Below are 13,168 nucleotides of genomic sequence, written 5' to 3'. Positions count from 1 at the left end.
CCCCCAGCGAGCCCGCCATCACCCCAGCCCGCACGCGTCGCCCCCGCCAGCGCAAGCCGGAACCAACGATCACCAGCATCAGCCAGCAACCTGCCGCACTGGAAGTCGCCACCGCCCCCAAAGGAAGCAACGAAGACAGTACCTCGGCCCGCCTGCCGGCCAGCTACCCCTACCGCACCCGCATGCGTCGCCAGGACTACGAAAAGGCCAAACACGCGTTGCAGATCGAGTTGCTGAAGGTGCAGAGCTGGGTGAAGGAAACCGGCCAGCGCGTGGTGATCCTGTTCGAAGGGCGTGACGCAGCGGGCAAGGGCGGTACCATCAAGCGTTTCATGGAGCACCTCAACCCACGCGGTGCGCGCATCGTGGCCCTGGAGAAGCCTTCCGAACAGGAACAGGGCCAGTGGTATTTCCAGCGCTACATCCAGCACCTGCCCACGGCGGGTGAAATGGTGTTCTTCGACCGCTCCTGGTACAACCGCGCCGGGGTCGAGAAGGTGATGGATTTCTGCACGCCGCTGCAGTACCTGGAATTCATGCGCCAGGCCCCGGACCTGGAGCGGATGCTGTGCAACAGCGGCATCCTGCTGTTCAAGTATTGGTTCTCGGTGAACCGCGAAGAGCAATTGCGCCGTTTCATCTCGCGCCGGGACGACCCGCTCAAGCACTGGAAGTTGTCGCCGATCGACATCAAGTCGCTGGACAAGTGGGAGGACTATACCGCCGCCAAGGAAGCGATGTTCTTTCATACCGACACGGCCGACGCGCCATGGACGGTGATCAAGTCCGACGACAAGAAACGGGCGCGGATCAACTGTATTCGCCATTTCCTGCATGCGCTGGACTACCCAGGCAAGGACCCTCAGGTGGCGCATGCACCCGACCCCGTGCTGGTGGGCCGGGCTGCACGCGGCTTTGAAGACGACGACACCCCTCGATCAACGGGCTGAAGAACAGTCACCGCAGGCCCGGAACGCCTGCGGGACGCCCCCTAGTCGCGCGACATGGCACGAAGATGCTCGAAAGCGTCCTCGGTCATGTGCCCCAGATAGGAGACGCCGTGCAAATAAAGGTCACCGTGCTTCTTGCTGTCTTCCATAATTGCCCGGATGTCAGCCTTTGTGAGCGCCTGCTGGTTGCACTTGGCGAACCCGGTCACATAGTAAAGCCTATCGTCTTCGTCTTCGTCATAACCATACATGGTTACAAGATAGCAATGTTTCACATTCTCTCCTTAGTGCCACTGTGCGCTGCCTGTGAACGCCGATCTGGCATGGTGATCGACTGCCGCCCGAACATGAGTGACAGCGAGGGAGAGGTTAGGTAGCTCAGACGGCGGACATAATCTGGATGCATGTCCGTATCAACCCCACCAGCCTGGATTGTCACGGCGTACAGCTTGGGTTTCTCAAGCAATTGCGCTTCAATACGCGCAACTTCAAGCAGCCCCCAGGATTCCCCATGGCCACCCCTACCAAGCAACAGAAACGCGCCAAGCGCGCCGCCAGCAAGGCCAAGCAGAACCGCATGGTACGCAGCGGCCAGGCGGTCAAGGCCAGTGCCGGCGACAGCGCCAGCATCGAGCAGGTGTACAACAAGGCCATGGAGTCGGGCAGCTACGACCCGCTGTTCAAGAAGATGAAGGAAGCCCAGGAAGGCGGCCTGGTGCCGATGATCTCGGTGTTCCTGGTAGACCCGCTGCTGGCCCTGGTGCTCAAGGGGCACAAGGAAGAACACGCCACCGACTACATCGTGCTGGTGTTCAATGCCTACCGTAAGTGGCTGGATGGCGCCGACGAAGAGGCGACCATGGCCTGGCTGGAGAGTGATGAATTCCAGGCGGCCTATGTCGCGGCCTCGGAGGCGGTGGCCAAGCAGCAGCAACAACAGAAGCAGTTTGGCTGACAGCGCCATGTAGCCTGTTCCGGCCTCTTCGCGGGCACGCCCGCTCCCACATTGACGGCAACGCCGCTCATGTGGGAGCGGGCAAGCCCGCGAAGGGGCCGGTACAGGCAATAAAAAAGGCCGCGCCCTTCACAGGACGCGGCCTTTTCATTTCAGCCAGCGCGGATCAGTTGTCCAGCGCCACCCGCCCGGCAGCTTCACGCTTGCGATGCACCAGCAAGCCAGCCGCCACCACACCAATGCTCAGCAGTGCGGTCGCGATGATTTCGGCGCGGTGGTCCTCACGCAGCGCCATCACCACCAGAATGGCAATGATGAAGGCAATGGTCGCCCAGGTCAGCCCCGGGAACAGCCACATCTTGAAGGTGATCTTCTCGCCGCGGGCCTCACGCTGGGCACGCATGCGCAGCTGCGATACGGCAATCACCAGGTACACCAGCAACGCAATGGCACCCGAGCTAGCCAGCAGGAATTCGAACACCTGGGCCGGGGCCACGAAGTTGGCGAACACGCAGAGGAACGCCGCTGCAGTGGACAGAAGAACCGCCACATGCGGGGTAGCCGACTTGGTAGTGCGCTGGGCAATGGCCGGGGCGTCACCGCGCTTGCTCAGCGAGAACAGCATGCGCGACGAGGTGTACAGCGCCGAGTTCAGGCAGCTGGTCACGGCGATCAGCACGACAATGTCAACGATCAGCTTGGCATTCGGCACACCGATGCGGCTCAGCACGGTCTGGTAGGAACCGGTCTCGGCCAGCGCCGGGTCGTTCCACGGTACCAAGGCCACGACCAGGAAGATCGACACCAGGTAGAACAGGCAGATACGCCAGATCACCGAATTGGTGGCGCGGCTGATCTGCTTGCCCGGGTCTTTCGACTCGGCAGCGGCGATGGTGACAATTTCGGTACCCATGAACGAGAACATGGTGGTCAACATGGCTGCCAGCACCGCGCCCAGGCCGTTAGGCATGAAGCCCTGGGTGTCGAACAGGTGGCTGGCACCGCTGACCTGGCTGCTTGGCACAAAGCCGAACAAGGCAGCACAGCCCACAGCGATGAAGCCAATGATCGCCAGTACCTTGAGCAGGGCGAACCAGAACTCGAACTCGCCATAGTTTTTCACGCTGCACAGGTTGGTCAGGGTCAGCGCCAAGGTAATCACCAGGGAGAACGCCCACAGGTCAACCGCAGGGAACCAGGCATGCAGGATGGCAGCGGCGGCGTTGGCTTCCAGCGGAATTACCAACACCCAGAACCACCAGTACAGCCAGCCGATGGTGAAACCGGCCCAGCGCCCGATGGCGCGGTCGGCATAAGTAGAGAACGAACCGGTGTCAGGCGAGGCGACCGCCATTTCACCCAACATGCGCATGACCAGTACGACCAGCGTACCGGCGGCAGCGTAAGCCAGCAGCACGGCAGGGCCGGCAGCAGCGATAGCGTGGCCGGAGCCAACGAACAGGCCGGCACCGATGACGCCAGCGATGGACAGCATGGTCACATGCCGTTGTTTGAGCCCCTGAGCGAGGTCATTGGAATTGTTACCGCTCATTAAAACTACCTTTGTAAGGAGTGGACCACGCCGACTGCGGATACGGAGCGCGCCTGGGGTTGACCTAGGCGTCGCTGCAATCGGCGGTTTCCTTCTGGCAATAAGTGCGCCATATGCTGAATACATTCGTCAGAAAAGTCGGCAGGCCTTTTAGCACGCGGTTTGGAGGGCTTTCGGCCAATGGCTGACCGAAAGGCCGCCAAATCATCGGATTACTGAAATACTCACTTACAAACGCACCAAAGGTGCTCCACGGTAACACCCGTGCACCATTGCAATACCAAAAAGTGCAACCCTTAGGTACAACCTAGAGACCTGACCGCCCCGTTCGCGGGCAAGCCCGCTCCCACAGTTCAGGTGCAACCATTTGGGCTTTTTAAAGAACCTGTGCGAGCGGGCGTACCCGCGAAAGGTCTAAAACCGCTTCCATGAGCGGGCCAAAGCTGGCACCATCGCGCCTTTTTTCATCAAGGCTCTGGTGCTGGGCGACACCTTCGCGGACATCCGCGCGACGTTGCGCTGCAGCGATGCGACAAACTGCCCCATCAGCGCCCCGAGTGCCCAGCGACCCTGTTGGCCGTGATAATGCCGCTATGCTAGCTTGGCGCACGCCAGGAAGGCCGCCAACAGCTGGGAACGCACCCGTACACATGAGGACCGCACATGGCTCAGGCCACGCCCGCGCTGGAAATCCGCAATCTGCACAAACGCTACGGCGAGCAGGAAATTCTCAAGGGCATTTCGCTGACCGCGCGCGACGGTGACGTGATCTCCATCCTGGGGTCGTCCGGCTCCGGCAAGTCCACCCTGCTGCGCTGCATCAACCTGCTCGAGAACCCGCACCAGGGCGAAATCCTGGTCGCCGGTGAAGCCCTCAAGCTCAAGGCCGCGAAGAACGGCGACCTGATCGCCGCCGACAACCGCCAGATCAACCGCCTGCGCAGCGAGATCGGCTTCGTCTTCCAGAACTTCAACCTGTGGCCGCACATGTCGATCCTCGACAACATCATCGAGGCGCCACGCCGCGTGCTCGGCCAGAGCAAGGCCGAGGCCATCGAAGCCGCCGAAGCCCTGCTGAACAAGGTCGGCATCTACGACAAGCGCCACAGCTACCCCGCCCAGCTTTCCGGTGGCCAGCAACAGCGCGCCGCCATTGCCCGTACCCTGGCCATGAAGCCCAAGGTCATCCTGTTCGACGAGCCAACTTCGGCACTCGACCCGGAAATGGTCCAGGAAGTGCTAAACGTTATCCGCGCATTGGCCGAAGAAGGCCGTACCATGCTGCTGGTGACGCACGAGATGAGCTTTGCCCGCCATGTGTCCAGTGAAGTCGTCTTCCTGCACCAGGGCCTGGTAGAAGAGCAGGGATCGCCGCAGCAGGTCTTCGAGAACCCGACCTCGGCGCGTTGCAAGCAATTCATGTCCAGCCACCGCTAACGGAGCAATACATGCACACTTACAAGAAGTTCCTCCTGGCAGCTGCTGCCACGCTGGTGATGTCGGCCAACGCCCTGGCCGCAGAAAAACTGCGCATGGGTATCGAAGCTGCCTACCCACCGTTCAACAACAAGGATGCCAGCGGTAACGTGGTCGGCTTCGACAAAGACATCGGCGACGCCCTGTGCGCCAAGATGAAAGTCGAGTGCTCGGTCGTCACCTCCGACTGGGACGGCATCATCCCGGCCCTGAACGCCAAGAAGTTCGACTTCCTGGTGTCGTCGCTGTCGATCACCGACGAGCGCAAGCAGGCCGTGGACTTCACCGACCCGTACTACTCCAACAAGCTGCAGTTCATCGCGCCTAAAAATGTCGATTTCAAAACCGACAAGGCCTCGCTCAAGGGCAAGGTGATCGGCACCCAGCGCGCCACCCTGGCTGGCACCTGGCTGGAAGACAACTACGGTGACGACGTAGAGATCAAGCTGTACGACACCCAGGAAAACGCCTACCTCGACCTGGTTTCCGGCCGCATCGACGGCATCCTGGCCGACAAGTACGTGCAGTACGAGTGGCTGAAGAGCAAAGACGGTTCGAACTTCGAGTTCAAGGGCGAGCCGGTGATGGACAGCGACAAGATCGGCATTGCCGTGCGCAAGGGTGACACCAAGCTGCGCGACAACCTGAACAAGGCCCTGGCAGAAATCAAGGCCGACGGCACGTACAAGAAGATCAACGACAAGTACTTCCCGTTCAGCATCGAATGATCCGCCCCGACCGGCGCGCCCTTGCGGCGCGCCAGTCCCTAGAATGACCTGCCCATGAATATCGACCTGCACGGATTCGGTCCGGCCATGATGGCCGGCACCCTGATGACCGTAAAACTGGCGCTTTGCGCCTTGCTGCTGGGCCTGGTCCTGGGCCTGCTCGGCGCCCTGGCCAAGACTTCCACCATCAAGCCGCTGCAATGGCTTGGCGGCTTCTACTCGACCCTGGTTCGCGGCGTGCCCGAACTGCTGTGGGTACTGCTTATCTATTTCGGCACCGTGGGGTTGATGAACGCCCTTGGTGAAGCCCTGAACATGCCGGGCCTGGAGCTCAGCGCCTTCGCTGCGGGCGTGATTGCCCTGGGCCTGTGCTTTGGCGCCTATGCCACCGAAGTGTTCCGTGGCGCCATTCTGGCAATTCCCAAAGGCCACCGCGAAGCCGGCCTGGCGCTGGGCCTGTCCAAGGGCCGCATCCTGTCGCGGATCATCCTGCCGCAAATGTGGCGCATCGCCCTGCCCGGCCTTGGCAACCTGTTCATGATCCTGATGAAGGACACCGCCCTGGTGTCGGTGATCGGCCTGGAAGAGATCATGCGCCACGCACAAATCGGCGTGACCGTGACCAAAGAGCCGTTCACCTTCTACATGGTCGCGGCCTGCATTTACCTGAGCCTGACCATCATTGCCATGACCGGCATGCACTTCATGGAAAAACGCGCCGCTCGCGGCTTTGCGAGGGCCGAATAATGAATTGGGAAGTCATCATCAAATGGCTGCCACGCCTGGCCCAGGGTGCGACCCTGACCCTGGAGCTGGTAGCCATCGCGGTGGTTGCCGGGTTGATCCTGGCCATCCCGCTGGGCATCGCCCGCTCCTCGCGCCATTGGTATGTGCGCACGGTGCCGTTCAGCTACATCTTCTTCTTCCGTGGCACGCCGCTGCTGGTGCAGCTGTTCCTGGTCTACTACGGCCTGGCGCAGTTTGACGCGGTGCGTTCGAGTTCGCTGTGGCCGTACCTGCGCGACCCGTTCTGGTGCACCGTGCTGACCATGACCCTGCACACGGCTGCCTACATCGCCGAGATCCTGCGCGGCGCGCTGCAGTCGATCCCCAAGGGTGAGATCGAGGCGGCACGGGCGCTGGGCATGTCGCGGGGCAAGGCGCTGTTCTACATCATGCTGCCACGCGCTGCGCGCATCGGCCTGCCGGCGTACAGCAACGAAGTGATCCTGATGCTCAAGGCCAGTGCCCTGGCCAGTACCGTGACCCTGCTGGAACTGACCGGCATGGCCCGTACCATCATCGCCCGCACCTACCTGCCGGTGGAGATCTTCTTTGCCGCCGGGGTGTTCTACCTGGTGATCTCGTTCGTACTGGTGCAAGGCTTCAAGCTGCTGGAGCGCTGGTTGCGCGTTGATGCCTGCCAGGGCCGCTGAAACCTCACTGACTGCTTCGCGGGCACGCCCGCTCCCACAGGTAACGCTATACCTGTGGGAGCGGGCGTGCCCGCGAAGAGGCCCTCGAACCCACCACACATCCTTGCCATGCCCAACCACCTCCACAGCCCCCACCTTAGCACCCGCTTCCAGGCCCTCGACCAGTTCCTGATCGAGCACCAGCAGCTGTGGAAACCCCGCCCCTTCACCACCCTGCAGCTGGCCTGGGAAACCGCCTACCCCGAGCTTGCCGCCCACCTGCGCCAATGCTCCCTGGCAGACGCCGAAACCGACACCACCGCTACCCCGTTGCCTGCCCCGTTCCCACAACTGGCCCAGCAAGCCCGACAGCTTTCAGCCATCGGCAACCTCCCGGCAACCGACCTGCCCCCTGCCGCCCACCGCCTCGACGTCGCCGTCCCCGGCCGCAAGTGGCAGCAGATCGAAGCCTTCGCCAGCCACCTGGCCTTCCGCGAACAGCCCCGTCACTGGCTGGACTGGTGCTCCGGCAAAGGCCACCTGGGCCGCCGCCTGTTGCAACCCGGCCAACACCTGACCTGCCTGGAATACGACGCCGAACTGGTCGCCGCCGGCCAGGCCCTGAGCGCGCACCACCACTTGCCGGCGCAGCACGTGCACCAGGATGTGATGGCCAACGACAGCGCCCGTCACCTGGCTGGCGACAAAAGCGTGGTCGCCCTGCATGCCTGCGGCGACCTGCATGTGCGCCTGATGCAACTGGCCAGCCAGCAAGGTTGCCGGCAACTCGCCGTGGCGCCCTGCTGCTACAACCGCATCACGGCGCAGCAATACCAGCCGTTATCCGCAGCCGCCCAGGCCTCCAGCCTGCGGCTGTCACTGGACGACCTGGGCCTGCCCCTGAGCGAAACCGTTACCGCCGGCGCCCGCGTGCGACGCCAGCGCGACACCTCGATGGCCCGGCGCCTGGGCTTCGACCTGCTTCAGCGCCAGCAGCGCCAGACCGATGACTACCTGCCGACTCCGTCACTGCCTGTGGCCTGGCTGGAGAAGCCCTTCGAGCAGTACTGCCGCGACCTGGCCGACCTCAAGCAATTGCAGCTGACTGGCAACCCGGACTGGGCAGCCCTGGAAGCCGCCGGCTGGCAGCGCCTGGCCGAGGTCCGCAACCTGGAGCGCGTGCGCAACCTGTTCCGCCGGCCGCTGGAGCTGTGGCTGGTACTCGATCGCGCCCTGTTCCTCGAAGAACAAGGCTACAACGTGCGCCTTGGCCTGTTCTGCGACTACCCACTCACCCCGCGCAACCTGCTAATCCTTGCCGAACGCGACCGTTAGCCGCAGCACAACCTGTGGATAACTCTGTGAACAAGCTTGTGATTACCTGTTGGATCCAAGCGCTATTTCAAGCGCTTGGCTTATTCCGGCTTGTGCGTCAAGGCCAGTAAAAACAGGCGTTTGCGCAAAGACCGGCGGTGTAGCGGTCCGGCATGCCTTTCGCGCAAGGTAGCGATGTCACTTGTGCATAAACATTTCTCGTGGTTGGCGCAAGCATTGTTTGAGCGGCCTTTGTGGGTTCTTTTTCTTGCTCAAAAATCTGCAGGTTTGCGCGATTCCTGTGGGAGCGGGCGTGCCCGCGAACACGGGCGAAGCCCGTGCCATGCAACGCGGTGCCCACTCCCACACCTTTCAATGCGCCTTGTTCTTGGCAATCTCGATATCGTTCATCAGCGCTTTGGCCATGTCGCACAGATAATCGGCAGCGCCCAGGAATTTATGGTCATCCTCCATATCCCCCTCGCGCACCAGATGCTTGATGTAGCCCATCAGGATCGAGACATGCTCGTAGGCAGCATCGACCGGGACGCCAGGCTCGACGCGTAGCAGATTGAGGGATGGGTTACCGGCTGCGAGGAAGGTTTCCACGCCTGCGGTGGTGATGGGTTCGATGATGGTTTTCTTCATGGCATAAATCCTTACTCGGGGAAGGGACTGCCAGAAATCTTTCTCACGGATTTGGGTGGCAGCCGTACGCGGGGTGAGAAACCGGTCGAATAAGGAAGCCCGGCCAGACCGAAGTCTGCCCGCGTACGGCCACCATAAAGGGGTAGCGCTTATTCGAGTTGGGTTCTCACACCCGGTCGCCAGAGCGACCCGAAAACGGTATCCGTGAGCCATTTCCCCGACAACAGCGATACTTCGGCGGCGCACGTAGGATAGTTCCGAAGCGACCAAACCCTGAAGCCATTAGCCCCCAAGTTCAGAATCTTCGTACAGCTAATGGCCCCTTCGCGGGCGCGCCCGCTCCCCCAGGTACTACACAGTTTCAAGGCTTGTGGAGATCCTGTGGGAGCGGGCAAGCCCGCGAATAGGCCATCACAGGCAACACAAAGCTAATGCCCGACCGCCGCAACGGTGTATCATCCGCCCCCCAAATCATTAAAAAGTGACGTCGCGCGCTGCCCGCCAGCCCCGCGACCTTCTGGCGTTGCGCCAGAACCGACATGGACTAACGGACCCGACCATCGTGACCCAGACCAAGCCCCTCGCCCTGCTGACCCTCACCCTGGCCCTGACCGGCTGCGCCAGCGGCACCGCGCCCCACCCTACCAGCAGCCTGGGCTGGAACCACCCCGGCATGCAGCTGGGCGGCGACAACGGCCTGCCCCTGCGCGCCGAAAGCCCCTGCCGCAAGCGTGGTTGCGACAACGACAAGCTGTTCTTCAACCCGGGCAAAACCGAGCCAAGCGTCACCACCATCCATCGCGGCTGGTAGGAAAATTCTTCTTTCAGGTCGGTGACTTAGGTCATTTGCGAACATTCGCAACGAAGTGGTTTACAGGCGCCAACCGATCGTTATAATGACGCCCCATTGCCGGTATAGCTCAGATGGTAGAGCAACTGACTTGTAATCAGTAGGTCCCGGGTTCGATTCCTGGTGCCGGCACCATACGCAGTATCAAAAAAGGCTCACCGAAAGGTGGGCCTTTTTTGTTTCCAGCACGCTCTGCATGATCCCTTCCCCCAAGATTGATCTCAATCAAGCCTGGCGCCGGCCCGCAGCTTAGCCTGAGATCAGTCAGCCCTTGAGGGAAGGAAACCATGGCCAAGAAATTCCCCAAAACCCCCAGCCACCCGGAGCGCATCTGCTGGGGCTGCGACCTGTATTGTCCGGCCAAGGCATTGGCCTGTGGCAATGGCGCGAGTCGGACCATGCACCCGGTGGAACTGTTTGGTGAGGACTGGGACAGTTTCGAAGACCGGCTGGAGAAGCCGGTTGATCGCGAGCAAGGGACTGGGCCCTAGGTGAAATAGGGCAGCTTTACGGCCCATAGCCGGCAAGCCAGGCTCTCATAGAACTGCACATAACTCATTGAATTAGCAGGGGCCCTGTGGGAGCGGCTTTAGCCGCGAACACCGGCGCAGCCGGTGCCATGCACCGCGTTGGATTCTTCGCGGCTAAATCCGCTCCCACAGGGGACGCGGATTGCTTTCAATTTCAGTTATCTACGCGACAGCGCAGCCCAAAGGGCTGGGCCATCTACCACAGGTACAGCGCATGGTTTGAGCCTGGCGCCGACCCAGCGAATCAGGTGCCGCGGTGGATGGCACGGGCTTCGCCCGTGTTCGCGGGCGCGCCCGCTCCCACAGGGATCGCGCCACCTGTTAGAAATTTAGCAAGGCAGTTGCTACCAAAATACCTGTGGGAGCCCGGCTTGCCGGCGATGGGCTGCGCAGCAGCCCAAGATGCGGTTGATCAGAACGCGGTGCTAACCGTCAGCGACAGGTTGCGTGGGTCACCGTAGATCGCCCCGGCATAGAACCCGTAGCGGGTGTAGTAGTGCTTGTCGAACAGGTTGTTGGCGTTGAGGCTGACGCTGGTGTCGTCGGTCAGTTGGTACTTGGCCATGGCATTCCAGATGGCATAGCCGGACCAGTTCACGTCAGTGGCCCCGCTGCTCACGCCATTGCTCGGCTGGCCCGCCGGGCTGGAGATCGCGCGGATGTTGCTCTGCGCAGTCACCCCGGCGCCCAGGGTCAGGCGGTCGAGCGGGCCGGAAAGGCGGTAGGTGGTCGAGGCCTTGAACAGGTGTGACGGGTCGCTGCGGCCGTCGCTGTCGACGCGGCGGAAGTGCAGGTAGGTGTAGCCGGCGTACACGTTCCAGCTGGGGGTCAGGGCGCCGGCGATTTCCAGGTCGATACCGTCGGTTTCCTGGCCGGAACCGGCCTTGTAGGCGTCGCCACCGGTTGGGGTGGTCAGGTCGCCGTCGAGCACTGCCTTGTTTTCCTGCCTGGTGCGGAAGTACGCCGCCGAAGCGTTCAGGCGACCGTCGAACCACTCTCCCTTGATACCTGTCTCGTAGCTTTGCCCGCGAATCGGCTCGACCTTGCCGCCGTTGCTGGTTTCAGCGGTTTGCGGGGTGAAGATGTCGGTGTAGCTGGCGTACAGCGAGTAGGTGTCGTTGAGGTCGTACACGGCGCCCAGGTACGGGGTGACGATGCCGTTCTCTTCCTGGCTGGTGCGTGCGCCAGCCACGCTGCGGGTGGTAGCCGAGTAGTTGCTGGTGCGCACGCCGAGGATGACCGACAGCGGGTCGCTGATGCTCAGGCGGGTTGCCGCGTACATGCCTTGCAGGCGGGTGGTGGTCTTGCTGTGGCGGCCGGTGCGCGAGGCGATGATGTTGTAGTCGTCATCCACGCCATTGCGCCAGTCGGTCAGCGGGAAGCCGTTGTTGGCGCGGAACTGGCACCCCAGCGCAGGCGCACTGGCCATGCCGTCGCCGACCATGGTGCAGGTATATTCCGGCGACCAGGCCACGGTGCGGCTGTCGTTGTAGCCGACCATCGCCTGATGGGTACGGCCGAACAGCTGGAACGGGCCGGACAGGTCGATCTGTGCCGATTGCTGGGTGGTGTCGGTGGAGCTGTGCAGGCCGTTGAGCACGGCCCCGCTGCCATCCTGGTCCCAGTAGCCGCCATAGCTGCCACGGCCCGCCGAGTTGACCTTGGCCAAGCCGCGATGGTTGAGGGTTTCGGCGGTGCTCTGGGCGGCTTTCAGGTCCAGGGTCCAGTCGTTGTCGAAGCGGTGCTCCAGCGAGCCGAACGCAGTGCGGGTGGTGTACTCGCCAAAGCTCCAGCTGGGGACCACGTTGGTGCTGCGCGGCAGGTCGGTCTTGCTGCCATCGCGGTACCAGATCGGGATGTTCGCGCCCCAGCCACCGCCGACAATCTTGTTGTATTCGTACTGGTAGCCGGCACCGAGGGTAGTGGCGTCGTCCAGGTCGAACTCGAAGTTGGCCAGCGCGGCGCGGGAGCGTTCGGACTGGTTGTCGCGGAATGAGTTGGCGTCCTGCTGGGTCATCACGAAGCGCGAACGCAGGCGACCGTCTTCGGACAGCGGCAGGTTGAGGTCGGCGCCCAGGCGGCGCTTGTCCCAGCTGCCGTAGGTGGCGTAGGCGCTGCCGCCGAACGTCCTGGTCGGTGCCTTGCGGATCAGGTTGACGGTGGCCGACGGGTCGCCGGTACCGCCCAGCAGGCCGTTGGCGCCGCGCACGATGTCGATGCGCTCGTACAGGTCCATGTTCAGCGCGTTGCCGCCACCGCTGAAGTCGGAGCCGCCCTGGAACTGCAGGCCATCGACCTTCCAGTTGCTGATCGAGTAGCCACGGGCACGGTAGTCGGTACGCCCGCCCACTTCGGACTTGCTCGCGGTCACACCCGGGGTGGTTTCCAGCGCTTGCTCGATGGTGTGGATGTCGCGGTCATCCATCTGCTGGCGGGTAATGGTGGTGACCGACTGCGGCGTCTGCCGCGGCGTCAGGGCCAGGCCGGTGGAGCTGCGGGTGCTTTCGACCGTGTAACCCAGCTGGCCGGCTTCGTCGGCAGACAGCAGGGCGCTGTCTTCGATTTGCGTGGCATCCAGCTCCAGGGGCTTGCTGTCGGCAGCCATCGCGCCACCGCTGAGGGCCATGGCAATGAACAGGGCCAGCGGGTTCAGGCGAGTGCCGCCTCGGCTGATGCAGGGAAAGGCGTTCGGGGTGCTCTCGGTGTTCATTTGGGAAGGCTTCGTATTTGCAGATGATTTTTTGTTAGGA

The 13,168-nt window shown here is 62.3% G+C and carries 13 protein-coding genes and 1 tRNA gene; 10 read left to right on the top strand and 4 right to left on the bottom strand.

All coding sequences use genetic code 11. The annotated features are described in order from the left end of the window. The first annotated feature begins 77 nt into the window (after positions 1–77). Positions 78–950, top strand: a complete 873-nt coding sequence (gene ppk2 / locus CAF70_RS19610) for a polyphosphate kinase 2 (RefSeq protein WP_178076406.1) — start codon at positions 78–80, stop codon at positions 948–950. Positions 951–991: 41 nt separating this feature from the next. Here ppk2 and CAF70_RS19605 read toward each other — a convergent pair whose 3' ends face one another. After that, on the bottom strand, positions 992–1,225 hold the full coding sequence (locus CAF70_RS19605) for a hypothetical protein (RefSeq protein WP_085625961.1): 234 nt from the start codon (positions 1,223–1,225) through the stop codon (positions 992–994). Between the two features lie 236 nt (positions 1,226–1,461). On the opposite strand from CAF70_RS19605, the gene CAF70_RS19595 reads away from it, so the two are divergent. Continuing rightward, a complete protein-coding gene (locus tag CAF70_RS19595) occupies positions 1,462–1,905 on the top strand; it encodes a hypothetical protein (protein ID WP_085625963.1) in 444 nt (147 codons plus the stop codon). A gap of 166 nt (positions 1,906–2,071) precedes the next feature. On the opposite strand, the gene gabP is transcribed toward CAF70_RS19595, so the two are convergent. Further along, positions 2,072–3,457, bottom strand: coding sequence for a GABA permease (gabP, locus tag CAF70_RS19590; protein WP_013970487.1), 1,386 nt, complete (start codon positions 3,455–3,457; stop codon positions 2,072–2,074). A gap of 663 nt (positions 3,458–4,120) precedes the next feature. Between gabP and CAF70_RS19580 the strand changes: the two genes are divergently transcribed. From CAF70_RS19580 to CAF70_RS19560, 5 genes are all read left to right on the top strand, one after another. Beyond that, on the top strand, positions 4,121–4,894 hold the full coding sequence (locus CAF70_RS19580; RefSeq protein WP_003255746.1) for an ABC transporter ATP-binding protein: 774 nt from the start codon (positions 4,121–4,123) through the stop codon (positions 4,892–4,894). Between the two features lie 11 nt (positions 4,895–4,905). After that, positions 4,906–5,661, top strand: coding sequence for an ABC transporter substrate-binding protein (locus CAF70_RS19575; protein WP_085625964.1), 756 nt, complete (start codon positions 4,906–4,908; stop codon positions 5,659–5,661). Between the two features lie 54 nt (positions 5,662–5,715). Continuing rightward, positions 5,716–6,408, top strand: coding sequence for an ABC transporter permease (locus CAF70_RS19570; RefSeq protein ID WP_085625965.1), 693 nt, complete (start codon positions 5,716–5,718; stop codon positions 6,406–6,408). Beyond that, positions 6,408–7,097, top strand: coding sequence for an ABC transporter permease (locus tag CAF70_RS19565; protein WP_085625966.1), 690 nt, complete (start codon positions 6,408–6,410; stop codon positions 7,095–7,097). The genes CAF70_RS19570 and CAF70_RS19565 overlap by 1 nt, the downstream gene beginning before the upstream one ends. A gap of 108 nt (positions 7,098–7,205) precedes the next feature. Continuing rightward, positions 7,206–8,411: a methyltransferase gene (locus CAF70_RS19560; RefSeq protein ID WP_085625967.1), complete on the top strand. Its 1,206-nt coding sequence runs from the start codon at positions 7,206–7,208 to the stop codon at positions 8,409–8,411. Between the two features lie 351 nt (positions 8,412–8,762). Here CAF70_RS19560 and CAF70_RS19555 read toward each other — a convergent pair whose 3' ends face one another. After that, complete coding sequence (locus CAF70_RS19555; protein ID WP_013970482.1) at positions 8,763–9,038, bottom strand: DUF3077 domain-containing protein; 276 nt, start codon at positions 9,036–9,038, stop codon at positions 8,763–8,765. Positions 9,039–9,600: 562 nt separating this feature from the next. Here CAF70_RS19555 and CAF70_RS19550 point away from each other — a divergent pair. From CAF70_RS19550 to CAF70_RS19540, 3 genes are all read left to right on the top strand, one after another. Further along, positions 9,601–9,849 carry a hypothetical protein gene (locus CAF70_RS19550; protein ID WP_085625968.1) on the top strand — a complete coding sequence of 83 codons (249 nt, stop codon included), beginning with the start codon at positions 9,601–9,603 and terminating at the stop codon, positions 9,847–9,849. 98 nt (positions 9,850–9,947) lie between these two features. Beyond that, a tRNA-Thr gene (locus CAF70_RS19545) sits at positions 9,948–10,023 on the top strand. 152 nt (positions 10,024–10,175) lie between these two features. Next, positions 10,176–10,379, top strand: a complete 204-nt coding sequence (locus tag CAF70_RS19540; RefSeq protein ID WP_085625969.1) for a DUF3079 domain-containing protein — start codon at positions 10,176–10,178, stop codon at positions 10,377–10,379. 451 nt (positions 10,380–10,830) lie between these two features. Here the strand turns inward: CAF70_RS19540 and CAF70_RS19535 are convergent, their stop codons facing one another. Beyond that, positions 10,831–13,128 (bottom strand): TonB-dependent siderophore receptor, encoded by a 2,298-nt coding sequence (locus CAF70_RS19535; RefSeq protein WP_085625970.1) that lies wholly within the window; start codon positions 13,126–13,128, stop codon positions 10,831–10,833. Positions 13,129–13,168 lie beyond the last annotated feature (40 nt).

The sequence above is a fragment of the Pseudomonas sp. B19(2017) genome (assembly GCF_002113165.1).
Lineage (GTDB): Bacteria > Pseudomonadota > Gammaproteobacteria > Pseudomonadales > Pseudomonadaceae > Aquipseudomonas.
This window is presented reverse-complemented; position numbering and strand designations above follow the sequence as displayed.

Bases quoted from the DNA above. Each gene is read 5' to 3' on its own strand.
- CAF70_RS19565 (WP_085625966.1), top strand. From the start codon at position 6,408: ATGAATTGGGAAGTCATCATCAAATGGCTGCCACGCCTGGCCCAGGGT.
- CAF70_RS19540 (WP_085625969.1), top strand. From the start codon at position 10,176: ATGGCCAAGAAATTCCCCAAAACCCCCAGCCACCCGGAGCGCATCTGC.
- CAF70_RS19580 (WP_003255746.1), top strand. From the start codon at position 4,121: ATGGCTCAGGCCACGCCCGCGCTGGAAATCCGCAATCTGCACAAACGC.
- CAF70_RS19595 (WP_085625963.1), top strand. From the start codon at position 1,462: ATGGCCACCCCTACCAAGCAACAGAAACGCGCCAAGCGCGCCGCCAGC.
- CAF70_RS19555 (WP_013970482.1), bottom strand. From the start codon at position 9,038: ATGAAGAAAACCATCATCGAACCCATCACCACCGCAGGCGTGGAAACC.
- CAF70_RS19575 (WP_085625964.1), top strand. From the start codon at position 4,906: ATGCACACTTACAAGAAGTTCCTCCTGGCAGCTGCTGCCACGCTGGTG.
- CAF70_RS19570 (WP_085625965.1), top strand. From the start codon at position 5,716: ATGAATATCGACCTGCACGGATTCGGTCCGGCCATGATGGCCGGCACC.
- gabP (WP_013970487.1), bottom strand. From the start codon at position 3,457: ATGAGCGGTAACAATTCCAATGACCTCGCTCAGGGGCTCAAACAACGG.
- CAF70_RS19535 (WP_085625970.1), bottom strand. From the start codon at position 13,128: ATGAACACCGAGAGCACCCCGAACGCCTTTCCCTGCATCAGCCGAGGC.
- CAF70_RS19560 (WP_085625967.1), top strand. From the start codon at position 7,206: ATGCCCAACCACCTCCACAGCCCCCACCTTAGCACCCGCTTCCAGGCC.